Below are 26,060 nucleotides of genomic sequence, written 5' to 3' on the forward strand. Positions count from 1 at the left end.
TGGGGAGGAATGAGTCGAACTTGATGGCCGTATTCACCACACTTACGAGCGAGCCAATGAGCACCGCCACAAGCTTCGAAAGCAATGGTTGTTGGTTCGATTTTACAAAGGAAATGTTGGAGTTGGTTTCGATTAAACTTACGACGTAATACTTCCGCACCTGAACGGTTATGAGCGATAGCGTGGAAACAGTGCTTGCCTAGGTCGATACCTAAAATATGAATAGAAGACATATGATTCACCTCATTCTGAGAGCCTACTCTAAGCTTAAGGGCTTGAGAGTGGGGCGGACCATATAATTAAGCCCACCCTAGGAGTGGGTGGGGAAGGCTTATGTGGAGTCACAAACTGCTACTAGCTGGAGTCGGGACAATAAGTAGCAAATCGAGTTCAACAATATCGTGTTGGTTACGGTTGCAAAAGGCATCTTGAATAAAGGGAATTTTAACGATGCTCACCACGAAGGCATTTCACTTGTTCATGGGGTGTTTATGATATTGGGTTGTACCCAATATGACGAATTGAAGGTGATTTTTTCCAATATTATCAGTCTCTTACTTGTGGGGGGTTAACGCCAAGTTTTGATACTGACTTGTCGCTGACAAAGTGATTCCGCTCCAAATCATTTATGCAGCGGTTTTTCATCGAGGCATCAGTATGTCTTAAGCTTAGTGAAAAAGGTTATTGCTCACTTTGTTGTGCGGCTTTCAAGCGGTTTTTTTCAATATTAATGATGCCTGGATTACCGACACGCACTATTTGGAGTAGATGCTTAATCCACATAGGAAGCAAAGGGGAAAGACGATAATGGATCCATAAGCCATGGCGTGTATCTTTTAAGAATGTCGTGTCTCGTAGCAATGCTAAGTGACGAGAGACTTTTGGCTGGCTTTCGTTCAAAGCGTTTTTGAGATCGGTGACGGTTAAGTCTTGTTCATCTTCTAGCAGCATCAATATTTTGAGCCGCAACGGATCGCTCATCAGTTTAAAAAAACTACTTGGGTCCACTTGTGTTCGGTTTTCTTCACTGTTTACTAGTAGAAATAGACTGATGCGCTCGATCAATTCTTTGGCCGTATTTTGGAACGGTTCTGTGCCTTCGAGTGGTTTTGGATCGACTAGGTTCCAATGTAATTGGTCGATGTTTTGTTCGAAGATCACGCATTCATCTTTGGCGTTATCACACAATGTAACCACAAAGTCATAAGACTTGTTCGCAACGTCGGCATAATCCTTCGAATGCAGTGACTCGCCAGAGATTGAATGTGCATCTAATACTTCAAACACCCTTGGGTCTACTTCTCTAGGGTGAACGCCTGCACTATCAGCATGAAAGAGCGTACCCGCCATATGGTTAAATATCGCTTCAGCAAGTTGAGATCGTGCGGAATTACCAGTGCAAAGAAACAGGACTTGTTTTTTCATAATATCGAGACAAAAAGTGTTGGCTGATGCCGAAAAGAAAGACGAATGGCAATAGTATAACTCTGCACGCGTTCAACAAGAAGCTCACAACCTTTTATCTCCAAGCATAAGCTTCAATTGTTGCCGACGAAAACGGGTTTGTTTCAAAGGAAGAGGATGTAAAAAAATGTTTAAAAATAGCAAGATTGCAATCTTGGTCGTGAGTGTTTTTAATGGGACTTGTCGCTAAGTTTAGGATAATGTTATGAAAGTTGGTAAGTGAACAATTTATAAGGATATTGCGATTTTGTTACATTTAGCGGTATGATGGCGGCTTCATATTCTAAGGACTCATCATGAATACGCCACATAAAAGCTGGAGAACGCCACAGAACTTTCTTCTGCTGATTTCCATTATTGTTCCTATTGCCTTCTCCACTTGGATGGCGCTACTGAACAACTTCGTTATCGAAAAAGCCAACTTTGATGGCGCAGATATCGGCTTACTGCAAAGTGTGCGTGAGATTCCCGGTTTTCTTGCTTTCACTGTTGTCTTTGTTTTGCTGTTTATCCGCGAGCAACGTTTTATGTTGGTCTCGCTCGCCATGCTGACACTGGGCACGGCAATCACAGGTTACTTCCCATCTTTGTTTGGACTTCTTTTTACAACCTTGTTGATGTCGACTGGTTTTCATTACTTTGAAACGTTAAAGCAATCCCTTTCTTTGCAATGGCTAACCAAAGAAGAAGCACCAGAAATGTTAGGCAAATTTATATCGGTTGGTGCACTAGCGTCTTTGATTACTTATGGTGCGATTTGGATTCTGCTTGAGCAGCTCAAATTAGAATTCAAAACGGTTTACTTGCTGGCGGGCGGTATCGGTTTTGTATTGATTCTGGTGATGGCGTTTGCGTTCCCTGAATTCAAAACGGAAGTTCCACAAAACAAAAAGTTGGTGTTGCGTAAGCGTTACTGGCTTTATTATGCATTGACCTTTATGAGTGGTGCTCGCCGTCAAATCTTCACGGTCTTCGCTGGTTTCTTGATGGTGGAGAGGTTTGGCTATTCGGCTGCGGACATCACACTGCTTTTCTTAATCAACTACTTGTTCAACTTCCTGTTTGCTAAACGTATTGGTCGCTTTATCGGAGCTGTTGGCGAGCGCAAAGCATTGATGTTTGAATATGTGGGACTGATTTTTGTCTTCGTCGGTTACGGTTTAGTGCAAACTGCGGAGTGGGCGGCAGCATTGTACGTGATTGACCATTTGTTCTTTGCACTGGCACTTGCAATCAAAACTTACTTCCAGAAGATAGCCGATCCGGCGGACATGGCATCAACCGCTGGTGTAGCGTTTACCATCAACCACATTGCAGCGGTCGTGATTCCGGTAACCTTTGGTGTGATTTGGTTGGTTTCGCCTTCAAGCGTGTTTTACATTGGTGCAGCTATGGCCGCAGTGAGCTTGTTACTGTCCTTGAATATCCCAGCTAAGCCGGAAGAGGGTAACGAAACTCGTGTGTTGAGATGGAACTAAGTTAGTACTTACTACTCAATAACTTACCGAGAAATTGGGTTATAAAAATGGGATGCAGAGGCATCCCATTTTTGTATTCGGTTTTCAACGTGAGACTGGTTCGTTTAGAACGGATACCAAAACAGTTGAGTGTCTATAACGCGTTTGCTAATCGCAGCGGTGACAATCACGACGATGCCTGCCATACACACCATATCGGCTTTGGTCAGCGGCTTTAGGCTGTACCAAGTACGAGAAGAATGACGACCAAAACCACGCAATGTCATCGCGTTAGAGATTTGGTCAGCGCGATCTAGGCTAGAGAAAATCAGCGGACCTAAGATCTTAGAAACGTTCTTCATACGGGTAAACAACGGCGCTTTCTTACTCAGTTCAACACCACGAGCTTGTTGAGCGTGCATGATGTTCACGAAGTCTTTCTTCACTTCTGGCAAGTAACGCAAGGTCAAACTGACGGCATAAGCGATTTTGTAAGGCACACCCATGCGGTTCAAACTTGCTGCAAACTCAGTAGGATGCGTGGTAAATACAAACACCAAGGCAATTGGGAACATACTGAAGTACTTCAGTGTCACCGTGACCAGATAGAACAAGGTCTCTTGGGTGAGTGAGTAATTACCCGGTAACGACAACAATACTGTTGTTGAGCCCATGTATTCACTGCCTTGTTGCGGCGCTAATGCAAACATAAACAGCGCATTAATCAACAAAACACTGCCTGTACCGATCAGTAAAGGCTTGTACACATGGAAAGGTACCTTGGTCATTTTTAGCAAACCAAGACCTACAACGATCAGTAGAGTAATGATGCGCAAATCAAAGGTTGTAAGTACCACCGTTACCCATGCAATGAACATCAAAAACTTGGTGATGCCATTGAGTTTGTGCAGTGGCGATTGGGTATCGATGTAGTTGATACCAAACTTCATCTTGTTGTCTTTCATGCCACTACTTTCTCAATGTTTTTAGCATCATTATTTTGTGAATCTTGAGCTTTTGAAGCTTGGATATCGGCGTTGTTTTCACGTTCTCGACGCGCTTTTTCAACGTCAATAAAGTGCTGCATAAAGTCGTTCGTGTTCTCAATGCCTAACTCAGTAGCCAGTTCATACAAACTGGTTGTAGTTAGGTTCGCTTGATCTAACAGTGCTGGGGAACTAAACACTTCGATCATTGGTGCGTCGGCAATCAACTTGCTATCAGCAATCACGATGGAACGAGTGGTGTATTCCAAGACCAAGTGCATGTCGTGCGAGATGATCATCACCGTAATGCCAAGTTCACGATTAAGCTTCTCGATAAAGCTCAGCATTGATGTGTAGTTACGGTAATCTTGTCCAGCAGTAGGCTCGTCCAGAATCAAAAGCTCAGGCTCTAGGGCAAGAATCGATGCAATCGTCACACGCTTCTTCTGACCGTAGCTTAATGCCTCAATTGGCCAATGGCGGTACTTGCTCAAACCACACAGGCCAAGGACTTCCAATACCTTCGCTTTGACTTGTTTCTCTTCAACGCCACGGTTACGCAGGCCAAAAGCCACTTCGTCGAAAATCATGTGATGCGAAATCATATGATTTGGGTTTTGCATTACCACGCCAACCTTTTGACTGCGCTCAAAAATGCTTAGTTCATTGAGGTCCTGACCATTCAAGATCATTGAGCCGTTATCTGGTTCAATCACGCCCATCACAAGCTTAGTGATGGTGGATTTCCCAGAGCCGTTTTTACCCAATACCGATAAAAACTCACCGCGTTTGACATCAAAACTGACCCCTTCAAGCGCGTTCTTTTCGCCATCGTATGAGTAAGTAAGATCACGAACTTCTAGAAGCGTATCGGTTGGGGTTGCAACCTCTGCTACTTGTGAGGCTTCAAACCATGCGCTGACGGTGGATTGGTATTGCGCCAATGGCAATGTGCTTAAGCTCGATGGCTTTGCATCGCCTTCAATCGCGCAGCCTGCTTCTTTCAAAGCAGAAAGATAAAGAGGCTCACGGATACCGTATTCTTCAAGAAGCGGGGACGCTAAGATCTCATCTGGTGTGGTATCTGCGATGATTTCACCACTTTCCATCAGAATAATGCGGTCAACAGAGCGATGCAGTACATCCTCAAGACGGTGCTCGATAATGATGATGGTTTTACCCGTTTCACGGTGCAGGTCATCGATAATCTCGATGGTTTTTTTGCCCGTCTTTGGATCAAGGGCAGCAAGTGGTTCGTCAAACAACAAGATGTCGACGTCGTCGACTAAAATACCAGCTAAAGAAACGCGTTGTTTCTGACCGCCTGATAAATCGTGAGGAGAGCGATCTAACATCTGTTCCAAATCGACCATTTTGGCCGTTGCTTTGACCAATGGGTACATGTCGATGTTAGACATCAATTGGTTTTCCAACGCGAATGCGATGTCTTCACCAATGCTCAAACCAACAAATTGGCTGTCCGTATCTTGCAGTACGGTACCAACTTGTTCGGTGAATTGGTGCATGTCAAAAGGGGCAGTGTCTTGACCATTGATGGTCAGCTGGCCACTGGTTTCCCCTTTAATCGCATGTGAGATCAGTCCGTTAAGACATTGGCCAAGGGTAGATTTACCACTACCACTTGGACCGATAATGACGATTTTCTCTCCTTTCTCTATCCTTAGATTGATATTTTTTAGCGTCGGTTTGTCCAGCGACTCATATCTAAAAGAGAAGTTAGAAAATTCGATTGTCATTCGACATTAAGCCTCTGTTAAGTTGCGGCTTTGCTTGTTACGTTTTGCGACAGACTTAAGAATGAAGAAGCCAACAATAGCAATAAGAATGGTGTTACCCAGTGCGATGATCGACAGCTGTGTAAATACCTTAGTGAACGGTTCTGCATACAAGATGGTGTCTAGGAAGGCTGAGCAGCCGTAACCAAATACGTTGCCCAATAGAGCAAGCACCACGAACAACGCGAAATCTTTCATATTGAAGTCACCTGTCTCTAAGCGATTACGTGTTAGAGAAGGGAAAAGACCGATGATCAAACCGACAATACCTGAACCAAGTACCCAAGTTAGCCATACGCCCCAGCCTGCAAATAGGTCAGTAACCCAGTGGCCAATGAAGCCAACCAAGAAGCCTACAAGAGGGCCGAATAACACTGAGAACAATGCCAATACCGCCATTGCTGGTTTCAGCGTCGTGTTTGCAAACACAGGAATGCCAAACATTGGCAAACCGCCGATGCCGTATAGCGCAGCACCGATTGCAATAACCACTACGGTTTTAGCAGAAAGATTCATAGATAACCTCAGTTCAATTGTCGATTTTAAAGAACGTTCACTTGCTTTGTTTTTATAGCGCTGATTGTGTAACAAAGTTTGGAAACAACCAAGCTGCTTATTGTTTGCTCTATCTTTCTTCAAGAAATGTGTGATTGGATTCACGCATCCTTTTGACTGGCTTAGTTTTACAGCAAGCATCAAAAATAAGGCGCGCATTATACAGAATATTGATAAAAGTGGGAATGCTATCTGTCTGGATGGCTAGAATGCAACCAGGGGCTAACTGTCAGCCCCTGATTACACTTTTTAGTACGATTTTTGTTCGTTAAATTAATGATCTAGGTATAGGTAGTTTTGCCAGCTCTTCATTCGGATAAGTACTTTACGCATGATAGAAACGTGGGTGAAACTGTCCGAGTAAACCGCGACTTCTACGGCTGTACCTAGTGGTAGATGATATTCAGTTAGATCGTCAGTGATTTGAAGCGTTACAAATACACGTCCGCTTGTACGGAGGGCCTCTGTACCAAGTAGCGCACCACGAGCTTGGAATTGGCTTTCACCGATTGCCGGCAGTACTTCAATCACTTTGCCTTTGAACACACTACCAGGTAGTGCACGGAACATGAATTCCGCTTCAAATCCGGGTTCTAAACGTTGCAAAGAGTTTTGGCGGAAAGCGGCTGTGTACAGTTTTTGCTCGGTATGCACAAAAGTCATCACTGGTGCTAGCGGTAAAGGCACCGCCATCACTCCCGGGCGCAAAGCAAGCTGCGTTACATAGCCTTCGGTTGGGGCTCTAACAACGGTCTGATCAAGATTGAACTCAGCCTGGCGAAGTTCTGCTAGCAATGAGGCAACTTGCGTATTTTCTCCACCAACTTCCGAGTCAAGTGCGATTTGTGCCTGTTCTCGTTTAGATTGCGACACCTCTAGTGCTGCTTGGGCGGCTTTAAACGCTTGTCGACGAGTATCCAGTTGCTGCTCAGTGAACGCGCCACGATCAAAACCACGTTGATAACGGTTGAATTCGCGTTGCGCTTTATCACGCTCTGCAAGGGCTTTGATGACCGCAGCTTCTGCTTCTTGAACGCCCGACTCTAACCCCAATGCACCTTGGCTTGCTTCTTTCACTTTCGCGCGTAGCTTATCGACCTCTGCTTGGAACGGAATCGGGTCGATACGGAAAAGAACATCGCCTTTTTGCAACGGTTGGTTTGCTTGAACAGGTACTTCAATCACTCGACCACGGACACCTGATACCACCGGTGTGGTTGAGAATACTTGGTTACCAATCTGTGTGAATGGGTGGTTGTAGTTCATCAGTAAGATAAGTGTACCGACCAACACTACGCCACCGAGTACAGCCGTTGGTACTGTCCACTTATTCAATGGGATATTGAAGATTTTAAAAATCGCGATACATAGCGCTGCGTAAGTCAGAACCAGTAGTAAATCCATTATTGTTCCTCCTTACCTTGTTCTTTTTGAACTGAAACGCTTGATACAGGTTGTTTACCTTTCAGCGTTGAGACTTCTTTTTTCAATTCGTTGACTTCATCAATTAGCTCTTCAAGTCGATGATGTATATCATGTGTTTCTTGTTCGAGCTGCTTAAAGCCCCAGCCACGTTCTTTACGCCACAAGGTTGCCCAAATCCACAGAAACGGCCAAAGTGCATGTAATGTGAAAAGGCTAACCCAGCCTGCATAATGAATCGCATCTTGGTGAGGATGCTCGCGCTCTTTCGCTATTTCATAAGGAATATCGTGAATCACAATGATTCCGTAGAAGATAACCAAAGCAACGAAAATGAGTAACCCAAGTGCAAAATAGTCTAGAAACATCTTACTTCCCTGTGCTTGTTGCCAAATAGAAAAACTTACGTAAATTAACTGTTTAAGTATTTGATAGAACAATAAGTGAATCAAGTTATTTATAATTTGATTCACTGTTATTGAGAGATACGGCATGCAATACGAAGGAGTAAGCAGTGCAATATTCTGGTGAGATCGCGGCCATTGGCGCTGCGATAGTATGGGCTTTGGCCACTTGGATATATAGCCAATTTAGCCACCGCTTTTCGGCGATGCAGCTGAACATTGTGAAAGGCATTATTGCATCAATGATGATGCTGGTGGTGATGCCATTACTGCCGCAAGGTTTACCTACCCAGATCGAGCCACTGCATCTGGCGGTGTTGGCGGTGTCTGGGGTGATTGGTATTGCGATTGGTGATTCTGCCTATTTCGCCGCGCTCAAGCGCATTGGGCCAAACAAAACCTTACTGTTGGAATCTCTAGCTCCGCCGTTGTCTGGTGTGCTTGCGTTGGTTTTTTTAGGTTCGGAGTTAACCTTGCAGAGTTGGCTTGGTGTGGTGGTTACCACCGCAGCGGTGACTTTTGTTGTGTTCCAGCCTTCTTCTTCCGGTGAGGCGACAAATTGGAGTGGCATTGGTTTTGGTTTATTGGCCAGTGTCTGCCAAGCTTCAGGTGTGGTGATTTCTCACTATGCCCTCGTCGCGGGTGATTTGCCGCCGCTCTTAGGCGCATTGATTCGATTGAGCATTGGTGTGCTTGCCGTGTGTCTTGTGATTAAGGTTGTCGAACCTGCACCATTTAAAGGGATTAAACGGCACATCACAACAATGGGGAATAAAGCCATGGGTTGGCTATTGCTGGCGATTTTCGTTGGGACTTTCCTAGCGTTATGGTTACAGCAAGTTGCATTGAAATACGCCAATCCAGCGATTGCACAAACTCTCATTGCAACCAGTCCGTTGTTTATCTTGGTGATCTATGCTGTGCGCGGGGAAAAGGTGGGTGTGAAAAGTGTCATGGGAACCTTGATGGCGTTGGGCGGTATTTCGCTTTTCTTCCTGTAATATTGTTGATTGAATCCAAAGAAAACGCCCCAGTTGATGCTGGGGCGTTTTTTATTGATTGCTTTAAAGCTCCGTACACACTTGGTTCCGGCCGTTGGCCTTGGCTCGGTAGAGGGCTTTATCAGCGCGATAGAAGGTACGTTGTGTGTTCTCGCCTTCACGATGAAGTGTGATACCGATGGAAACGGTCAAGCCACGCTCACCTAATATTTCATGCCAACCAAACTGATAGATACGTTCGCGATAGTTTTCGGCGTGCATCTCTGCACGGGCAAGTTCTGTATTTTCCAGAATCACCAAAAATTCTTCACCGCCAAAGCGAACGCAAGATGACCCTCGGAATTTAAAATAGCTAGACAGCTCTTTTGAAACGTTCTGAATTGCTTTATCACCGACTAAATGACTCAGTTCATCGTTAATTGATTTGAAATGGTCAATATCAATCACCATCAATGCAAATGACGTGTCATGCAACAACAAGTCTTTCAGCTTCACTTCTAACCAACGGCGGTTGTGCAGCGAAGTGAGTGGGTCGGTAAATACATCCTGCTGTAGTTGCGCTACGGTATTTTTGTGCTGTTTAGTGGTTTCTTTCAGCTCTTTGTTTTCAATCTCAGAAAGAATCAATTTAAGCTGCAACTCAAAGCGAGTGAGGCGACGTAATTGGGCTGCACCTAGCTCACCGATTGGGATATGTTTGATGAGGTCGGATTCAACACGGAATGCTTTTTTCTCGTAGTTGAGTGCTTCTTTAAATTGGCCTTGAGAAGAGCACACTTGACTCATTGCATTGTAAAAGCGATTGGCGATCAGTGGAGAGGAATACTCATTAATGCGCTTGCCTGTCGAGGATAAAAGCAGGTTTGCCAGAGATTGGTGTCCGATTTCGTTTAAGCAGTAAGCCGTTTCGATTTTCACCATGGTCGACAGCCATTGAGTGTGCTGCTTACCTGTCGAGTATTGAATATGTGAAATCGCAATCAGGGCTTGGTTGCACTCGTTTTGTAGACGCAATAACTTAGCACGGTATAAATGAATTTGGCTGGTGAGGTTTTTGTCACTCACCAAAATACTCAACTCTTCACATTCGCTAAGTAAGTCAGTTGCTGAACCAATGCGCTGTATACTGATATAGCAAGCTAACATGTAAAGCTTGTAACGCAACCTAAGCGAACGACTGCCAATAGCATGGTCTATAGCATCAATCTTTTGGTAGTAGCGTAGCGCCTTGTTATGGTCACCATAAGCGTCACACAAGTTGCCCATGCCAATAATGGCAAGTACGTATTCGTCGATATAACCGTATTCCACCGCAATGTTGGTGGAAGCTATGTATTCCGTTAACGCTGCGTTGTAATCGCCCTTTTCAACCAGACGATCGCTCAGGCTCGCTTTGACGGATAGAATGTCTTCGACATCCTCAGGCAATTTGAGTAAGTCTAAAGCTTGTCTAAGCTCTTCAATGCTGGTACTCAGCTGTTTGATTTTGCTGCGATATTCTGCGCTGATGATGTGGCAATGGGCTTTTTCACGATTTGTTGACGCGATATGAAAGCGGATATGTTCCCAAAGGATCAGCGCTTCTTCGCCAGTAACAGAAGAAGGGTCCATGCCTGCATCGGTCACTTTACTAAGCAGTTGTTCCATTCTTCATTACCTCAATGTGGCTTTCTTCCAATTGCTCCAATGTGAACGGGAAGGTCAGGATATCTTGCAGATAGAGGGTCGGTTTAGCTCCGGCTAAGCCACGTCGTTTCCAAGGGTAGATGTCTAACATGGCACAAACCGTGCGGTACAAGTCTTCTGCCGCTTGATCTTTCTCTGCGATCAACATAGCTAAGCGATCGCTGCTCAAACGAGAGATCAAGTCACTGGATGTCGTTAATGAGTGAACGAGCTCAGTACACACATCAAGGAAAGCTGGCTCAGTATGGCGGATCATAATGATCGCGTGGTTTGATTGCTTAAGCTCTGTTTTGAATAGAACCAGTTGCTCCCACCAATAGGTTTCGGATACAACGTTGGAGAACTGTTTTTCTGGATCGTATTCATGCTGGGCACGAATACGGTTAATGAGCTTTCTCGCGCGTTGCTCTAACTGACGTTTAGATCCTCGCGCTTTATCCATACTTACTCGATGCGTCTGCTCCTTGAGCATTTTAAGCGCATGTTTGCGATATTTTTGGAAGGCTTGGAAAGCGCCTTCATAATCGCCTTGTTCTTCTGCGACGCGCGATTGCTGAAAGCAGATTTGGCTGAGCAGTTCACCATTATCAAAGCTCAGGGCGGACTGCTCTGCAGATTGCAGTAAGGAGGCGGCGTTTTCGGTATTCTTGCGCAGCAATTCGAGTCGGGCTCGGCTGATGAAGGAGTGCGCTTTCATCCAAGTTAGGTCTTGTTCAATCGCGAGTTGATGTGCTTTCTGAGTCGCCTCTTCTGCTGCATCGAGACGTTCTAATCCCAGTAATGCCAATCCCTTAAAATCCCAAATTTCAGCTTGCCATGTGTTGTCGTCATGATCACGAAGTACCTCGGTAGCGCCATCTAGCACCGTCAGCATTTCAACGAAGTTATTCAGCAGATAATAATCCCATGCGAGTAGGATTCGAGCTTTGCCTTCTAACCATGCAATACGGACGTTGTTTGCCACTTTGACGGCTAATTCGTGTGTGGATGCGGCTAGTTTGTGTTCGTTGGTGATGCGCCAAACGTTACCAAGTCCGATAAGGGCCTCGATTTGGATTTCAATGTCATCAACCAATGCGGATTGTTCTAACGCATTTATCCAGTACTGTTGGGCGGAGTAGTATTTAGCTTGTCCCCAGTATTGCAAGGCGAAGAGGTGAAGGATTTCAGGTAAATGATCGTGGGTGTCGAGTTGAATTTGAAGGCTGTAGGCGTCTTTGACGAGTTTGAGCCCGTGTCGGTAGTCCATGCTACACCAACAGGCATGCGCCATGATGATCAATGCTCGAATTTCGCCATCAACAAATAGGATTTGCTCCGCACGAATTCTGCATTGTTCGGCGATTCGAAATGCGCGTTCCGGATCAGATTTTATCTGGCCATCGAGGGCGTTTAGCTCTGCTTCTAGCTGAATTTGGCTTTTATCCAACGTTCACATCCATGACTATCGAACTGGAATTTACACCTAAATATTATGTGGTTAGATGCGACTATCATTTCAGGTGTAGGAAGAATGCTACACCAATAAGGTATTGGGTACCGTAATATATACCGTGGTCAGCATCTATTTACCACATTTAAATGAGTAAAGTGTTAAATAGTCACGACAGCAGTTGTTTGATCGTCAGAGGTGCGTCCGTTACTTTCAGCCTCTGAGCGGCGGTAAGCCCTTGCTTATCTTGATAGCACAAATTATGCCAAGCTCTGAATATATCTAAAAGAGGTAATATGCCAGCAGGTCGTAATTTGCGACGTGGCTCGTTGATGAAGCTCTCAAACAGAAGCTGAAAACGATTTTGATAGAATTGAATGTGGCGTGTTGTCGCAACATTGAACCATGACTCAGGTTCGTTATTGTCGCCAGCTAAGTAACAAATGCCTTTGTTTGCTTCGTATTGACGTGAAATCGCCCAACGATCTCGCCACCAACTCATGTAAGCAATGTCTACTTTGCCAAATGGCGCAGTCATATCCCAGTTTGCATCTTCTTCAACGTACATCAAGTCAACGTTTTTCTCTTGAATACGAGATAAACAAACGCTCAACGCGGCAGAGCGGAGCAGGGGATCTTGAGGCATGTAAATAGAAACCCGTTTCTCTGGGCAGCACATATCCAATACATGTAGGTAGTGAGCGTAAGAGGTGTAAGGCGGGCGAATCAAAGCACCTTTTGACGGGTAATGGAAAACAGAAAGGTTGCCCAGTGGGTCCTCTACGTTACCACGCGCCAAAATGGTTTGGTACTTCTGGTCGATACGCTCGCGAAGTTTCTTCGAAGGTTCGCCGGGTGCTTCACTTGCTTCTGCGGTGTATTCCTGTGATACAAAACGTGACACTTCATCGTAAGGGTTATGATCCAGTGCTGCGACCGGCTCATCATTAGAAGAATAGTTCACATGCTGACATAGAATATAGCCAGAGTGTGCTTCACCAGAAGCGATCCAGTATACGCCGTTGTTGCTATGTGGTTGCAGGGAAACATAGTTCGACGCCAACTCATAGTGCTCGGCATGGTTTACCCAGCGAGCATCGATCGTTGCCAGTTTGCGGCGGCAGCGGCTAGCAATATGATCAACATGATCGTAAAAGGTTTTTGGATTAATGCTGAGTTTACGGCAGATCTCGCGAACGGAATAACCGGTAAACAACAAGCCCATCAAGTTCTCTTGGAACTGAAGCTTTTTATTGGCACCAGACCATTTATCGACAAAGGTACTTTGACACACTTTGCAGCGGTAACGTTGGCGATCGCCACTGTAACCGAAAGCGTGATAGAGGTGTTTATGAGTATGGACAGAAAGCCCAAAGTTATCGCAGTCATCGTTGCGACAAGCAGGTAATCCGTCACTGTGGACGTGACGCAGACGATGAAGCTCGTTCACTACATCGCGATTATTAAGTAAGGGGGGGAAAGCTCCACACTCACGGCATACCATCGCCGGACGTTTAGGGTTAGCATGTTGCAAAACGTATCGCTTTGCATCACTCAATCCAAAGTTGTCACACGCCAATGTTTTACAAAAGTTGAGTTGTAACCCATCTGCGTCCCTTGGCAGTTCGCCGTTAGACACAATCGCCCCCTCGGGATAATTCTTGCAGCCGGTCAGGCCCCGGCTGCTATTTACTACTTAGGTGTTTCTTAGATGTTGATTGCTGTTTCTAGAGCAACTTTCATCATGTCGTTGAACGACTTTTGACGCTCTTCAGAGCTTAGTTTTTCGCCACGGATGATGTGGTCAGAAACTGTTAGGATAGTTAGAGCTTTCGCGCCTAGGTCAGCAGCAACGCCGTAGATACCAGCCGCTTCCATGTCTACACCTAGGATGCCTAGTTTTTCCATCTTCTCGAACAGGTCTGCCTCTGGTGTGTAGAACAGGTCTGCAGAGAATACGTTACCAACTTTAACTGGTACTTCTTGAGCACGCGCTTGGTTAACCGCTTCTTCTAGAAGACCGTAGTCAGCGATTGCAGCGAAGTCGTGGTTGTTGAAACGGATACGGTTAACTTTTGAGTCTGTAGATGCACCCATACCGATAACAACGTCCATTAGTTTCACGTCGTCACGTACTGCACCACAGCTACCAACACGGATAACGTTTTTCACGCCGTATTCAGCGATGAGTTCGTGTACGTAGATACAGCAAGATGGGATACCCATACCGTGGCCCATTACAGAAACTTTCTTACCTTTGTAAGTGCCAGTGAAGCCGAACATGTTGCGAACATCACAAACTTGTTTCACATCTTCTAGAAATGTTTCTGCAATGTATTTAGCGCGCAACGGGTCGCCTGGCATTAGAACTGTTTCAGCGAAATCACCTGGTTGTGCGTTGATATGTGGGGTTGCCATAAGTGCTCTCCAAAGTTTGGTTCTGGTAAAATGACTCTATTATAGAATGCTATTACCAATTCTGTTGAACTTGTTCGTTTTCGTTGAGGCAATAATATCGGGACGTGTAAAGGTGGCTTGAGAGTTAAGTCACAAAACGGTCTGTTCTAGTGTTTAAATATTCTGTTGATAACTAAATATGTTGAAAGCAAAAAGGCAATCGATTTGCTTTTGAGCGATTTGTTGATTGTGTGCACAAAAAACCGTTTCGAAGCACAATATTTTCTGAGATCTCACTGATCGAATTCCTAGATAGCTCAGTAAAACGAATAAATTGTACAATTTATTTTCTTGTACAATTCAAATTCACTTGCTATAAGTTATACAACAAAACATTTTGTATAGGATGTGCCATCATGGAATCTTCAATCAAAGTCGGTATCAGCTCTTGTGTATTAGGTGAACGTGTACGTTTCGACTCAGGACATAAAATAAGTAACTTCGTAACAAAAGAACTCGACGGGTACTTTAGTTTCGTGCCAGTTTGTCCAGAAGTTGGCGTCGGTATGTCTGTGCCTCGTCCTACTATCCGCTTAGTCAGTAACGAAGAGCGAATTGCATTGGTTGAGACGAAAAATCCAGACAATGACCACACCGACAACATGCTCACTTATTCAGAAAATAAAGTGAATGAATTGCAAAGTGAGCAGTTGTGTGGGTACATCGTCTGCGCGAAGTCGCCAACCTGTGGTATGGAGCGAGTCAAGGTTTACAGTAAAAACAACGCTGCAAAAGAGGGGATTGGCTTGTACACCCGTACCTTGATGGAAAAAATGCCGTGGTTACCGGTAGAAGAAGACGGCCGCCTTAACGACCCAGTATTAAAAGAAAACTTCATTACGCGCATTTACTGTTTGAACGACTTCTATGAATCCATGGGTGGAGAACCAACACGCGGTAAAATCATCGCTTTTCACTCTCGTTACAAACTGACGTTGATGGCGCACCACCCAGAATCCTACCGCTCTCTGGGTAGGTTGGTGGCAGATGTCGCGAGCTATGAGATTGACGACTTCTTTAACGAGTATCGTTTGGGCTTAATGAAAGCGCTGCAAAACCGAGCGAGTCGCAAGAACAACACCAATGTTCTGATGCACCTACAAGGTTACTTCAAGCGTTCATTAACTGGTAAAGAAAGAGAAGAACTCGCGACAGTCATCAGTGATTACCGCATAGGATTGTTACCATTACTTGCCCCGTTAACGCTTATTAAGCATTATCTCAACACATACCCAGATGAGTATTTGCAACAGCAAAAATATCTAGAACCATACCCGCAGGAGATGAGATTACGTTATGGATTGTAGCCAAGAAGAAAAACTCTACGCCATTCGAGATGTATCTGAGTTAACGGGTGTTAAGCCCGTTACACTCAGAGCTTGGCAAAGACGCTACAACTTGATCCAACCTCAACGAACCGAAAAGGGTCATCGCTTATACCGCCAACAAGATCTAGATACGATTAAAGAGATACAAGGTTGGTTGTCGAAAGGGGTTGCCATTGGCAAAGTAAAAGGTCTGCTTGGACAAGAAGAAAAAACTGATATTGCTGTTAGTGTGCAGCCTTTAGAAGAAGTAGAATCTTTGCTCAAAGCTCTTGCCGAACTAAACCGTGGTAAAACGGAGAAGCTTCTAACCAACGTTTTGAAAGAGTATCCATTAACTATTGTCATCGATCAGCTGATCACGCCGGTGGTGGAAGCTCTTGAACTCGTGAAGGTCTCACTACGCTCACTTCAGTCGGGCCTCTTTCAAACTTGCTTAATTACACGCCTTGCCATGGTTGTTGAGTCTGAAAACAAAGCCTCTTCGAAAGGCAAATGTCTGCTTATTAGTTTCGAGCAAGCTCGAGAATTTGAAAGCTGGGTACAAGCGGCAAGATTATGCGAGCAAGGCTTCCATATTAGTTTGATAGACAAAGTCGAAGATGTTTCGGGTCTTATCGATCATGATGTAGTGGCTCTATACCAAAAACTTCATTTCTTCTCAAACAAGGCCCTGCCAATTAAGCAAGTAGAAGCGTTATCCACGCTGAAAACGCAATGCCCTGAGCAAGTTCAGTTCTCTGAAGTTATTGAGAAGTTGCATTTTGCTAACTAGCTTACCCTCGTAAGGAGACGACATGATTCTGGTTTGGTTTCGACGAGACCTTAGAACGTTAGATCACACTGCATTGAAGGCCGCCCTTGATACTGGGCACCCTGTGGTCGCTTGCTATGTTGCAACGCCAGAGCAATGGAAAAAGCACCATATGGCACCAATGCAGGCAGACCTTATTGCGAGACGTTTAATGCATCTCGAAGAAGAGCTTGCTGATCTTAATATCCCGCTTCTGTATAAAGAAGTGCCTGAATTTGCCGACGTGACTGAGGTCATCAAGAGCTGGGCATTATCGTTGAGCGTGAAAAGTGTCATGGCGAATATTCATTATGAGGTCAACGAGCAAGCTTTAGATAGAGACGTAGCGAGAGTTCTGGCTGAAAGCGAAGTTACGTTTGAAGCTTTCCACGACAAATGTGTTCATGCACCAACCACGGTGTTAAACAAGCAGGGGCAGTATTTCAAAGTCTTCACACCATTTAAACGTGCTTGGTTGTTGAAATTCCAACTGCCAATGGTGTTCAAGCCACAACCGCAAGCCGAGCTGCCTAAAGACGTGCTCCAAGAGGTTGAAGCCTATCGCTATCATGCTGATGTGCCTTTTTCTTATCCGCGCGAGTCCAGTGAACGTTGGCATGCCTCAACCACAGACATTGTCCAACAACTGAGAGAGTTCGCCCGTGAGCGCAGCAATGCGTATCAAGCAGAGAGAGATCTGCCTGCGGTTGATGGCACGAGTCAGTTATCTCCCTATCTCGCAATTGGCGCGCTGTCACCAAGACAATGTATCGCAAGGCTTTATGCAGAAAACCCAATTCCTGATCTCACTGAAGGGAAGGCCACTTGGTTAAGTGAAATCATCTGGCGAGAGTTTTACCAACACCTATTGGTGTTTGAACCAAAGCTTGTTAGAGGAAAGGGCTTCATTCCATGGGAAGAGAAGATCCAATGGTCTTATGATGAGCAAGCTTTCGAACGCTGGAAAACAGGCACAACAGGGTACCCTATTGTTGATGCTGCTATGCGCCAACTGAACACGACTGGTTGGATGCACAATCGTCTGCGCATGATTGTCGCGAGCTTTCTGACCAAGGATTTGCATATCGACTGGCGTTGGGGGGAAGCGTACTTCATGAGTAAGCTGGTGGATGGTGATTTCGCGGCAAACAATGGTGGCTGGCAATGGTCAGCGTCAACGGGGTGTGACGGCCAACCTTATTTCCGTATATTTAACCCGACAAGCCAAGGCGAAAAGTTTGATTCCGATGGGACCTTTGTTCGCCATTGGGTACCGGAAATAAAAGAGGTACCGAATAAATTCATTCATAGCCCTTGGTTATGGAGCGGCTTTAATTTACTGGATTATCACAAGCCGATGGTTGATCACAAGGTAGAAAGAGAGATAACCTTACGGCTCTTTAAAAACGCCAAGGAATAGAGAGAGATGCCAAGCAAGAAGCGTCCTATGAGTATCGCAAAGCGCACCCTGTTGTCGATATCGTTGTCTTTAGTGAGTGGATTGTCATTCGCCAAAATGTATCAACTGCCAGAAGACGGCGCTCGTGTGATCGGCCGCATGGAGAATCATGTAGTGGAGCAGGGCGAGACCATGGCGAATATTGCGAAGCAGTATGATGTCGGCATGCTTGCGTTAATGGCAGCCAACAAAGGCGTAGACCCATTTCTTCCAAAAGAAGGGCACGTCCTCACTATTCCAACTCAACTTATTCTTCCTGAGGTCGCACATAAAGGCATTGTGATTAACTTAGCCGAGCTGCGTCTTTACTACTTCCCGCCGAAAGAAGACATTGTTTATGTGTTCCCTGTTGGGATTGGCCGAATTGGTCGTGATACACCCGTTATGACGACGAGCATCAGCCAGAAACGACCAAATCCAACTTGGACGCCGCCATCTTCTATACGTGCTGAGTACAAAGCGAAAGGTATTGATTTGCCAGCTGTTGTTCCTGCTGGTCCGGATAACCCACTTGGTATGTTCGCCCTTCGCCTAGCTTATGGTCATGGTGAATATTTAATCCACGGTACTAACAAAGACTTTGGCATTGGCATGCGTGTTAGCGCGGGTTGTATTCGCATGGACCCAAACGACATCGAATGGTTGTTTGATAAAGTGCGTCGTGGCGAAAAAGTTCAAATCATTAATCAACCAGTCAAAGTAGCTTTAGAACCAGACCGCAGCGTGTTTGTTGAAGCGCACGAGCCGTTAACTCGCAGCAATGGCGAGAAAGATCACTTAGTTGTACCAAAAGAATTGGACTGGTGGTTAGATGAATTTGGTATGACGAATGCGAAGGCAAAAGCAGCGATTGCTGCGCAAAATGGTGTTCCTGTAGAAATTACCGCGCCTTAACGGGTGTTAAAGCGCGGAATCAAATCTTACTTAGTGTAAGACTGAGCGATGTTGTCGATACGCTCGTTAGCACGTGCAGCTTCTTCTTGAGCTGCCATAGCCGCGTCGCTAGACTTTTGAACGTCAGACTGTAGAGACTGTACGTCTTGGCTTAGTTGGCTAACTTGGTTGCTTAGTTCGTCTAGTTTAGTAGCTGTTGCTGCTTCGTCAGAAGAAGCACAACCTGCTAGTAGAAGTACTGAAGTTGCTGCAGCTGCGATCAACGTTTTGTTCATATTAGAACTCCTTGCCTATAGTTAAATTCCTACGCTATACGTTTTGTGTCATATAGTCGTAGTGGTAAATGTGAATACATTCTATCAGTACATGATGTAGCAAAAGTCAAAAAAATCCAAGGATTTCATAGAGTACCTGATACGGACGCTAACCTTTAATTTACATAAGTGAGCGTTTACTCACCTTTAACGCCTGTATCAGGTAGTACAGCAGCTCTCTCGCCACGTTCCTGATATCAATAATTTAGACGATATTGACGCAAATGAAAGTTTCTAACATGAAACTTTATTATTTCTTGTACATTTAGTTTGTGTGATCTCTATCTATACTCCTATGATTTGCGGTATTATACCGAGCTTTTATTTTTTGCTGCGTTAGAGCGGAAACGACACTGAAAAAGCGCTCAAACGATGACTATTTATTGGAGAATACTTTGCAATTTAAAGATCTAGGCCTAGACAACCGATTGTTGAAGAACCTAAAACACTACGATTTCAAAAAAGCGACTGATATTCAGCAGCAGGCGATTCCTGTTGCGATTGCAGGCAAGGATCTATTGGCATCTTCGAAAACGGGCTCTGGCAAGACTTTGGCGTTTGTATTACCAATGCTTCACAAGTCATTAAAGACGAAGTCGTTTTCTGCGAAAGACCCACGTGCGGTCATTCTTGCGCCAACGCGTGAGTTAGCGAAACAGGTATATGGCGAGCTACGCTCAATGTTAGTTGGCTTGTCTTACGATGCTACTTTGATCTTAGGTGGTGAGAACTTTAACGACCAAGTAAAAGCATTGCGTCGTTACCCTAAGTTTATCGTTGCTACACCAGGACGTTTGGCTGACCATCTAGAACACCGTTCATTGTACCTAGATGGATTGGAAACGCTGATTCTTGATGAAGCAGACCGTATGCTCGATCTTGGCTTTGCACCAGAGCTTCGCCGCATCCACAACGCAGCTAAACACCGCCGTCGTCAGACGTTGATGTTCTCTGCAACATTGGACCACGCAGAAGTGAACGGTATTGCATCAGAGATGTTGAATGCACCAAAACGCATTGCTGTAGGTGTTTCAAACGAAGAGCACAAAGACATTACTCAGAAATTCTATTTGTGTGATCACCTTGACCACAAAGAAGCGATTCTTGAGCGTGTGTTAGAAGAAGCTGAATATCGTCAAGTGATCATCTTTACAGCGACTCGTGACGATACTGAACGTTTGACTACTAAGCTTAACGAGAAAAAGCTAAAAGCAGTCGCATTGAGTGGTAATTTGAACCAGACTCAGCGTAATACCATCATGAGTCAGTTTGAACGCGCAGTCTTTAAGATCCTCGTTACGACAGATGTAGCGTCACGTGGTCTTGATATCTCAACAGTTACGCACGTTATCAACTTTGATATGCCGAAACACACAGAAGAATACGTGCACCGTGTTGGTCGTACAGGCCGTGCTGGTAACAAAGGTGATGCGATTTCACTGGTTGGCCCTAAAGACTGGGACAGCTTCAAGCGTGTTGAGCTCTACCTACAACAAGATTTACAATTCTCGGTATTTGATGACCTAAAGGGCAAATTTAAAGGTTTGAAGCCGCGTAAACCTGATTTCCGTGGTAATAAAGCAGCACCGAAGAAGGCTCGCCCTCAAGCGAAGAAAGTGGCGAAGAAACCCGCTCAGCGTGATAAAGGTTTCTATCAAAACGTGGCAGTGGGTGACAATGTGTTTATCCCGAAGAAAAAACCTGCTGAGCCAAGTGCTGAAGATTAATCTTCGTCGCATTGCTAAATCGATATTTTATGAGAAATCCGAGCCATTGAGCTCGGATTTTTTGTGTCTGATATTTACTGTTTAGTGATTCTAAACGAGGGTTAAATAGTCTTTGATATTTCTGAACGTCATCTTTGCTTAGCATAGGTATACAGAAACAGGAGACAAGAATATGTACCAAGAAGAGCAATGGTTAGAAGAAGTCGACATGAGCCTAACAGACCAACAATGCAAGGCTTTAGGTTGGAAGAAGAAGGGTGTTTGGGTTGAGATGTTCTCGTTTCTTTGTATAGCCTTGGTAAGCTGTACGCTGATGATCACGCACGGAGGCTCTCATGATTACTGAAGAATCACAAATGGGGGAACTGCTTAAATCTGTTGTTGTATCCTCACTGTATTTTATCGGTTCTGTTACCTTGATTTGGGTCGTGATTAACCACATTTTTTAACATCATACCTGCATAATTATGCGCAATAATTGGCTGCATAAACGACACTCGTCACCTTTTTAGGTGGCGCTTTCATTTCAATAAGTCCTCATTTCATAGCAACAGATGACTCATCTACTCAATGATCAATATACCAGTGTATTCATCCGCCATTTAAACGTTTGCCATAATATAAGCCGATAAAAATATCACGAAAACATGTAAATGATAATTGATCTCATTTTTATTTAAGGGCAGAATACGCGAAATAATATTAATCCTATAAATAGTTGTGCCATTTATATGAAATTTACTCATGTGTTTTTGGGGCTTTTAGTCACCTCTATGCCCAGTGTTGCCTCGGATAACTTTGATTGGCTGAGAGATGATTCCAGGCAAGATGAGCGAGTTCTCTCTTACCTCAAGCAACAGAACCAAAAAACAGAACAATTTCAGAAACGCTATGACGAGATTACCCAAAATCTCTTGAGCCAATGGGAAGCCATGGCAGCAGAAAAAGGCGAGAAGCCTTGGGTGATTAAAAACGGTCAAGAATGGAGTCTCACTCATCGACAAGGCAACTTTGTTTTGCTTTCGCGAGCTGATAACAACGCGCAAGAGAAAGTGGTTTACGATTTCTCTTCTCGCCAAGAAGAACGTCAGTATTTCCAAATTGGTCAATGGCGTATTCAAGGCGATTCTTTGTTGTTTACAGAAGATATTGATGGCAGCGAGCAGTATCGTGCTGTGTTAGTTGATCTAAAGAGTGGTGCAGCACGCGAGCTTATCAGCAACATTGATAATGGGGTTCTGCTTTCACCAAATGCCAAGTTTGCTTTCGCTGTATCAAAAGAAGCGAAAACTCAGCGTCCCTACCAAATCGTTCGAATTAATACTCAAACCAACGAGCAGAAAGTACTTTGGCAAGAGGACAAGACCGATTGGCTCATGTCCTTCTATCCATCAGCCGACGCGCGTTTCGCAATGGTACAAAGTAACAATGAATCGACCACCGAACAAAAGATCCTAAACCTTGACTCTGGAGAGCTAACGGCCTCGTTACGTAAACCGGAATCCGGTGTGGAGTATTATGCAGATGTTGCTCAAGACAAAGTCTTTATCAACAGCAATCTTAATGGTCAGTTTGGTTTGTTTGAAACAGCGATGCCCGAGAAAGATGTGGACACTGCTGAATCTAATTGGAAGTCTTTCTTACGCTCAGAAAATGGCGTAGAGCAATTCTATTTGTATGAAGCGGGACTTGTGGCATTAACCAAGCAAGACAATCAAACGACAATCTCGGTTTACTCTTACGATGGCAAGGCGAAGAAATCTCTGCCTTTAGAGTCGGAAGGTCGCGTTGCTTGGTTGAGCACTCTTGGTGATTACCGCTCTAACAAAATCCGCATTCGTAGTATGTCGATGACGACACCGCCGCTGTGGGAAGAGTTTGAAGAGTTTGATGTTAAAGCACTGACAAAGACAAATCTCTCGCAAGATGTTTATCACGGCTTCTCCAGCCAAGATTATGTATCTAAACGCATTATGGTCAAAAGTCATGGTGTGGAAGTGCCGGTTTCTCTTGCCTACCGCAAAGATAAGCTCAGTGACAACGCTCCTGTTGTGCTGTACGGCTATGGCGCTTACGGGTTTACCATGAAACCTCAAACCGTGAGTCTACTAGATCAAGGCGTTATCTACGCCATAGCGCATGTTCGTGGTGGCGGTTACTTTGGTGCTGACTGGCACGAGCAAGGCCGAGGCGTTCTTAAAGCCAACTCTATCAATGATTTCACGGCAGTTGCGCAAGCACTTAAACACTTTGATGGTGGTGAGCGTGATGTTTACGCCATTGGATCCAGCGCCGGTGGCACTTTAGTTGCCGGTTCGATCAACCAAGCTCCGGACTTGTTTGCTGGCGCGGTGATGAAGGTTCCGTTTGTCGATGTTGTTGCCAGCATGTCCGATACGACGTTACCACTTACCGCACAACAATATGGAGAATGGGGGAATCCGACACTCCCTGAGCAGCTCAAAGCGATGCAAGCTTATGATCCTATTCTCAATATCCACAAAGACGCTTACCCACCCATGTTGGTTCAAGTCGGATTAAACGACCAACGTGTGCCTTATTGGGAAGGCGCGAAGTATCTCGCTCAAATTTCGTCGACCAGTGAATCGACAGGCCCTTATTTGTTGCAAACGGATTTTCACTCTGGCCACCGCATGGATCCAAGGCAGGCAAGAGAGCAACAGGCGAAGGAATACGCATTTCTACTATCACTAATTAAAACATCTAAAGCGGAGCAGTAAATGAAGCTTACCCCAGTGTCAGCGGCAGTACTTTCGGTACTTGCTGCCAGTCAAGTGCACGCCGAATCTAAGGTTTTCTCAATGGAAGAGGTGGTTGTAACCGCCAATAAAATCGATCAGCCATTGTCAAAAGTGGCAGGTAGTGTTGCGGTTATCACAAACGAGCAAATCGAAGAGCGAGGCGAAACCGAGCTTTATGACGTGCTGCGTAACGAACCTGGTGTAAGCGTGACGGGCGGTGCAGGACGTCCGCAAAACATTACCGTCCGTGGTATGACAGGTAACCGCATTATGATCGTTCGTGATGGCATTCGTTCTGCGGATGGCTTCGGTGCGAATGACATTAATGATGCAGTTGGGCGAGATACTTTTGATTTATCCAATTTTGAATCGCTGCAAATCATTAAAGGTGCAAGCTCTTCGGTGCATGGCTCTGGCGCGATCGGCGGTGTGGTGATTTTAGAATCCAGTCAGCCGGGTGATTTCTTAAAAGACAAAGACTTCTACACCGATGTTTCTGGTACTTACACTGATATCAGCAACAAGTACAAAGGTACGAGCAACCTAGCTTTCCGCTCCGGTGATACAGAGAGTTTGTTCAACGTTTCATATTGGCAAGGGCAAGAGACGCGTAACTTTGATGAAGATTTGTATAACCGCGATCTAGATGGTTACAGCGGTGCTTATACGATCAACCACTTTTTCAATGAAGAGGTGATGTTGAAAGCCAAAGCGGAACTCTACACCCAGAATCAAGAGCGTTTGGAGGGTTCACCGTCCATTCAACCTGATGGAATCTGGCACATTGAAGACTTTGCTGAAGATGAAACTTCCGAAGAGTACAGTGCTTACATTGGTGCAGAGGTAACCCCGATTAATCCAACTTGGTTCGAAGAGTTGGATACCAAAGTTTACTGGCGTCACACCGAAGTCGTGGAAGACACCAACCGTTTAATGCGCCAAGTGGATCACAATGGTTTGGTCACCAAACGTCGCGAGCTGGAACACAAAACCTTCATCGACGAGACAATTGGTTTTCGTGGCGACTTCACCAATACGATTTATGCAGCAAATGCAGAGCACCAATTGGCTTACGGTGTCGAGCTTTCTACTGACTACTACGAACGCACAGATAGCGATTCCAAGATTGATTGGAACGGCGTAACACCTTCGACCAAACAACCTTTCGCTCCTGCTCGTGCTTATAACATTGGTTTGTACGTTCGAGACATGGTGGAACTGGATAAATGGACCATCACAGGCGGCCTGCGCTTTGATGCGCACCGTCTAACGCCGGACGGTGAGGGAGAAGTGGGCGGCTTCCCATTAAAGGACATGGATAGCTCGGAGGCGTCTCCAAGCCTGTCGGTTTCTCGTGAAATGTTTGCCAACAACATCGTTTATGTATCATACAACCATGGTTACCGTGCTCCGGAATACGACAAAGCATATGGCTTCGTGAACCATGATTTCGTACCGCTAACGCCTTTTGTTATCGCACCTAACTTAGACCTAGAAGCTGAGACTTCGGACTCATTTGAAATTGGTAACAAGTTCGATAACGGTCGAGCGTATGTCTATGCGTCTGTGTTCTACAACAAGTTTGAAAACTTCATCGATGTTGTGACCACAGGCTTTGATTCAAGCACTGGTAATTACATCAAACAGTACCAAAACCTTGATGGCGTAGAGACTTATGGCGCAGAGCTTTCTGCGGGTTACGTGCTCACAAAACAATGGGACATCAGCACCAAGTTTGGCTACGTGGATGGCAAAGACGCGGAAGGCGAATACGTTCGAAGCATTACGCCATTCGAAGGTAACGCTCAACTGAAATACGCCAACCAAGACTTCAACGCTTACGTGGCTTGGAACTGGGCCGCAGCCATGGATCGCGTTCCTAAATGCCAGACCACGCTTGGCCTAGCGACAGAGTGCGCGCAGACAAGTGCGTGGAATACGTTTGATATTGGCGCAACTTACCACGTTTCCAAAGACCTTCGTGTTAGCGCAAACATCGTCAACCTGTTCGACAAAGAGTACATCCGATACCAAGACGTAGCGGGTATCGCTGAGGAAAGTAAGCGTTACTCAACGGAGCCTGGGCGCTACTTCACGCTAAATGCAAAATACGAATTCTAGGACGA

General features: G+C 45.1%; 21 protein-coding genes and 1 pseudogene. 10 read left to right on the top strand and 12 right to left on the bottom strand.

The window, feature by feature from the left end; genetic code table 11:
- Positions 1-233, bottom strand: a pseudogene (locus OQJ86_RS22520) (IS110 family transposase); the annotation flags it as partial.
- Positions 234-681: 448 nt separating this feature from the next.
- The gene (locus tag OQJ86_RS22525; RefSeq protein ID WP_265991100.1) at positions 682-1,428 is read right to left on the bottom strand and encodes a metalloregulator ArsR/SmtB family transcription factor; all 747 of its coding nucleotides are present in this window, start codon (positions 1,426-1,428) and stop codon (positions 682-684) included.
- Positions 1,429-1,760: 332 nt separating this feature from the next.
- Here OQJ86_RS22525 and OQJ86_RS22530 point away from each other — a divergent pair, with 332 nt between their 5' ends.
- Positions 1,761-2,942, top strand: coding sequence for an MFS transporter (locus OQJ86_RS22530; RefSeq protein ID WP_265991062.1), 1,182 nt, complete (start codon positions 1,761-1,763; stop codon positions 2,940-2,942).
- A 104-nt stretch (positions 2,943-3,046) separates the two neighbouring features.
- On the opposite strand, the gene OQJ86_RS22535 is transcribed toward OQJ86_RS22530, so the two are convergent.
- The 5 genes from OQJ86_RS22535 to OQJ86_RS22555 all read right to left on the bottom strand — a co-directional run bounded on the left by OQJ86_RS22535 (position 3,047) and on the right by OQJ86_RS22555 (position 8,048).
- A complete protein-coding gene (locus OQJ86_RS22535) occupies positions 3,047-3,886 on the bottom strand; it encodes an energy-coupling factor transporter transmembrane component T family protein (protein ID WP_038868466.1) in 840 nt (279 codons plus the stop codon).
- On the bottom strand, positions 3,883-5,664 hold the full coding sequence (locus tag OQJ86_RS22540; protein WP_265991064.1) for an ABC transporter ATP-binding protein: 1,782 nt from the start codon (positions 5,662-5,664) through the stop codon (positions 3,883-3,885). The genes OQJ86_RS22535 and OQJ86_RS22540 overlap by 4 nt, the downstream gene beginning before the upstream one ends.
- A 6-nt stretch (positions 5,665-5,670) precedes the next feature.
- Positions 5,671-6,219 (bottom strand): ECF-type riboflavin transporter substrate-binding protein, encoded by a 549-nt coding sequence (locus OQJ86_RS22545; RefSeq protein WP_038868496.1) that lies wholly within the window; start codon positions 6,217-6,219, stop codon positions 5,671-5,673.
- A 312-nt stretch (positions 6,220-6,531) separates the two neighbouring features.
- Positions 6,532-7,662: an HlyD family secretion protein gene (locus OQJ86_RS22550; RefSeq protein WP_265991066.1), complete on the bottom strand. Its 1,131-nt coding sequence runs from the start codon at positions 7,660-7,662 to the stop codon at positions 6,532-6,534.
- The gene (locus OQJ86_RS22555; protein WP_038868469.1) at positions 7,662-8,048 is read right to left on the bottom strand and encodes a DUF3302 domain-containing protein; all 387 of its coding nucleotides are present in this window, start codon (positions 8,046-8,048) and stop codon (positions 7,662-7,664) included. Before OQJ86_RS22555 ends, OQJ86_RS22550 begins: the two co-directional genes overlap by 1 nt.
- 146 nt (positions 8,049-8,194) lie before the next feature.
- Between OQJ86_RS22555 and OQJ86_RS22560 the strand changes: the two genes are divergently transcribed.
- Complete coding sequence (locus OQJ86_RS22560; RefSeq protein ID WP_038868470.1) at positions 8,195-9,085, top strand: DMT family transporter; 891 nt, start codon at positions 8,195-8,197, stop codon at positions 9,083-9,085.
- A 63-nt stretch (positions 9,086-9,148) separates the two neighbouring features.
- Here the strand turns inward: OQJ86_RS22560 and OQJ86_RS22565 are convergent, their stop codons facing one another.
- From OQJ86_RS22565 to deoD, 4 genes are all read right to left on the bottom strand, one after another.
- Positions 9,149-10,732: a GGDEF domain-containing protein gene (locus tag OQJ86_RS22565; RefSeq protein ID WP_039976813.1), complete on the bottom strand. Its 1,584-nt coding sequence runs from the start codon at positions 10,730-10,732 to the stop codon at positions 9,149-9,151.
- Entirely contained in the window at positions 10,716-12,200 is a 1,485-nt protein-coding gene (locus OQJ86_RS22570) for a hypothetical protein (RefSeq protein ID WP_265991069.1), read from the bottom strand. The genes OQJ86_RS22565 and OQJ86_RS22570 overlap by 17 nt, the downstream gene beginning before the upstream one ends.
- Before the next feature lie 172 nt (positions 12,201-12,372).
- Entirely contained in the window at positions 12,373-13,842 is a 1,470-nt protein-coding gene (locus OQJ86_RS22575; RefSeq protein ID WP_038876325.1) for a lactate dehydrogenase, read from the bottom strand.
- A 68-nt stretch (positions 13,843-13,910) separates the two neighbouring features.
- Positions 13,911-14,621: a purine-nucleoside phosphorylase gene (gene deoD, locus OQJ86_RS22580; protein WP_005441106.1), complete on the bottom strand. Its 711-nt coding sequence runs from the start codon at positions 14,619-14,621 to the stop codon at positions 13,911-13,913.
- 395 nt (positions 14,622-15,016) lie between these two features.
- On the opposite strand from deoD, the gene OQJ86_RS22585 reads away from it, so the two are divergent.
- Genes OQJ86_RS22585 through OQJ86_RS22600 form a run of 4 tightly spaced genes read left to right on the top strand, consistent with a single transcriptional unit; the run spans position 15,017 to position 19,131 of the window.
- A complete protein-coding gene (locus OQJ86_RS22585) occupies positions 15,017-15,967 on the top strand; it encodes a YbgA family protein (protein WP_265991073.1) in 951 nt (316 codons plus the stop codon).
- A complete protein-coding gene (locus tag OQJ86_RS22590; RefSeq protein WP_265991075.1) occupies positions 15,957-16,760 on the top strand; it encodes a MerR family transcriptional regulator in 804 nt (267 codons plus the stop codon). Before OQJ86_RS22585 ends, OQJ86_RS22590 begins: the two co-directional genes overlap by 11 nt.
- Positions 16,761-16,782: 22 nt before the next feature.
- Positions 16,783-18,198, top strand: a complete 1,416-nt coding sequence (gene phrB / locus OQJ86_RS22595; protein ID WP_265991077.1) for a deoxyribodipyrimidine photo-lyase — start codon at positions 16,783-16,785, stop codon at positions 18,196-18,198.
- 6 nt (positions 18,199-18,204) lie between these two features.
- A complete protein-coding gene (locus OQJ86_RS22600) occupies positions 18,205-19,131 on the top strand; it encodes a L,D-transpeptidase family protein (RefSeq protein ID WP_080774309.1) in 927 nt (308 codons plus the stop codon).
- A 26-nt stretch (positions 19,132-19,157) separates the two neighbouring features.
- Here OQJ86_RS22600 and OQJ86_RS22605 read toward each other — a convergent pair whose 3' ends face one another.
- Positions 19,158-19,406: an Lpp/OprI family alanine-zipper lipoprotein gene (locus tag OQJ86_RS22605; protein ID WP_038868479.1), complete on the bottom strand. Its 249-nt coding sequence runs from the start codon at positions 19,404-19,406 to the stop codon at positions 19,158-19,160.
- Between the two features lie 422 nt (positions 19,407-19,828).
- On the opposite strand from OQJ86_RS22605, the gene OQJ86_RS22610 reads away from it, so the two are divergent.
- The 4 genes from OQJ86_RS22610 (at position 19,829) to OQJ86_RS22625 (ending at position 26,055) form a co-directional block, all read left to right on the top strand.
- Positions 19,829-21,172, top strand: coding sequence for a DEAD/DEAH box helicase (locus OQJ86_RS22610; RefSeq protein WP_104028179.1), 1,344 nt, complete (start codon positions 19,829-19,831; stop codon positions 21,170-21,172).
- Positions 21,173-21,344: 172 nt separating this feature from the next.
- Complete coding sequence (locus OQJ86_RS22615; RefSeq protein WP_171373336.1) at positions 21,345-21,518, top strand: hypothetical protein; 174 nt, start codon at positions 21,345-21,347, stop codon at positions 21,516-21,518.
- Between the two features lie 385 nt (positions 21,519-21,903).
- A complete protein-coding gene (locus OQJ86_RS22620) occupies positions 21,904-23,913 on the top strand; it encodes a prolyl oligopeptidase family serine peptidase (protein WP_265991082.1) in 2,010 nt (669 codons plus the stop codon).
- Positions 23,914-26,055: a TonB-dependent hemoglobin/transferrin/lactoferrin family receptor gene (locus OQJ86_RS22625; protein ID WP_265991084.1), complete on the top strand. Its 2,142-nt coding sequence runs from the start codon at positions 23,914-23,916 to the stop codon at positions 26,053-26,055.
- Positions 26,056-26,060 lie beyond the last annotated feature (5 nt).

This window comes from Vibrio sp. Sgm 5 (assembly GCF_026241575.1).
Classification (GTDB): domain Bacteria; phylum Pseudomonadota; class Gammaproteobacteria; order Enterobacterales; family Vibrionaceae; genus Vibrio; species Vibrio jasicida.

Bases quoted from the DNA above. Each gene is read 5' to 3' on its own strand.
- OQJ86_RS22530 (WP_265991062.1), top strand. From the start codon at position 1,761: ATGAATACGCCACATAAAAGCTGGAGAACGCCACAGAACTTTCTTCTG.
- OQJ86_RS22535 (WP_038868466.1), bottom strand. From the start codon at position 3,886: ATGAAAGACAACAAGATGAAGTTTGGTATCAACTACATCGATACCCAA.
- OQJ86_RS22540 (WP_265991064.1), bottom strand. From the start codon at position 5,664: ATGACAATCGAATTTTCTAACTTCTCTTTTAGATATGAGTCGCTGGAC.
- OQJ86_RS22545 (WP_038868496.1), bottom strand. From the start codon at position 6,219: ATGAATCTTTCTGCTAAAACCGTAGTGGTTATTGCAATCGGTGCTGCG.
- OQJ86_RS22550 (WP_265991066.1), bottom strand. From the start codon at position 7,662: ATGGATTTACTACTGGTTCTGACTTACGCAGCGCTATGTATCGCGATT.
- OQJ86_RS22555 (WP_038868469.1), bottom strand. From the start codon at position 8,048: ATGTTTCTAGACTATTTTGCACTTGGGTTACTCATTTTCGTTGCTTTG.
- OQJ86_RS22565 (WP_039976813.1), bottom strand. From the start codon at position 10,732: ATGGAACAACTGCTTAGTAAAGTGACCGATGCAGGCATGGACCCTTCT.
- deoD (WP_005441106.1), bottom strand. From the start codon at position 14,621: ATGGCAACCCCACATATCAACGCACAACCAGGTGATTTCGCTGAAACA.
- OQJ86_RS22585 (WP_265991073.1), top strand. From the start codon at position 15,017: ATGGAATCTTCAATCAAAGTCGGTATCAGCTCTTGTGTATTAGGTGAA.
- OQJ86_RS22590 (WP_265991075.1), top strand. From the start codon at position 15,957: ATGGATTGTAGCCAAGAAGAAAAACTCTACGCCATTCGAGATGTATCT.
- phrB (WP_265991077.1), top strand. From the start codon at position 16,783: ATGATTCTGGTTTGGTTTCGACGAGACCTTAGAACGTTAGATCACACT.
- OQJ86_RS22600 (WP_080774309.1), top strand. From the start codon at position 18,205: ATGCCAAGCAAGAAGCGTCCTATGAGTATCGCAAAGCGCACCCTGTTG.
- OQJ86_RS22605 (WP_038868479.1), bottom strand. From the start codon at position 19,406: ATGAACAAAACGTTGATCGCAGCTGCAGCAACTTCAGTACTTCTACTA.
- OQJ86_RS22615 (WP_171373336.1), top strand. From the start codon at position 21,345: ATGTACCAAGAAGAGCAATGGTTAGAAGAAGTCGACATGAGCCTAACA.
- OQJ86_RS22620 (WP_265991082.1), top strand. From the start codon at position 21,904: ATGAAATTTACTCATGTGTTTTTGGGGCTTTTAGTCACCTCTATGCCC.
- OQJ86_RS22625 (WP_265991084.1), top strand. From the start codon at position 23,914: ATGAAGCTTACCCCAGTGTCAGCGGCAGTACTTTCGGTACTTGCTGCC.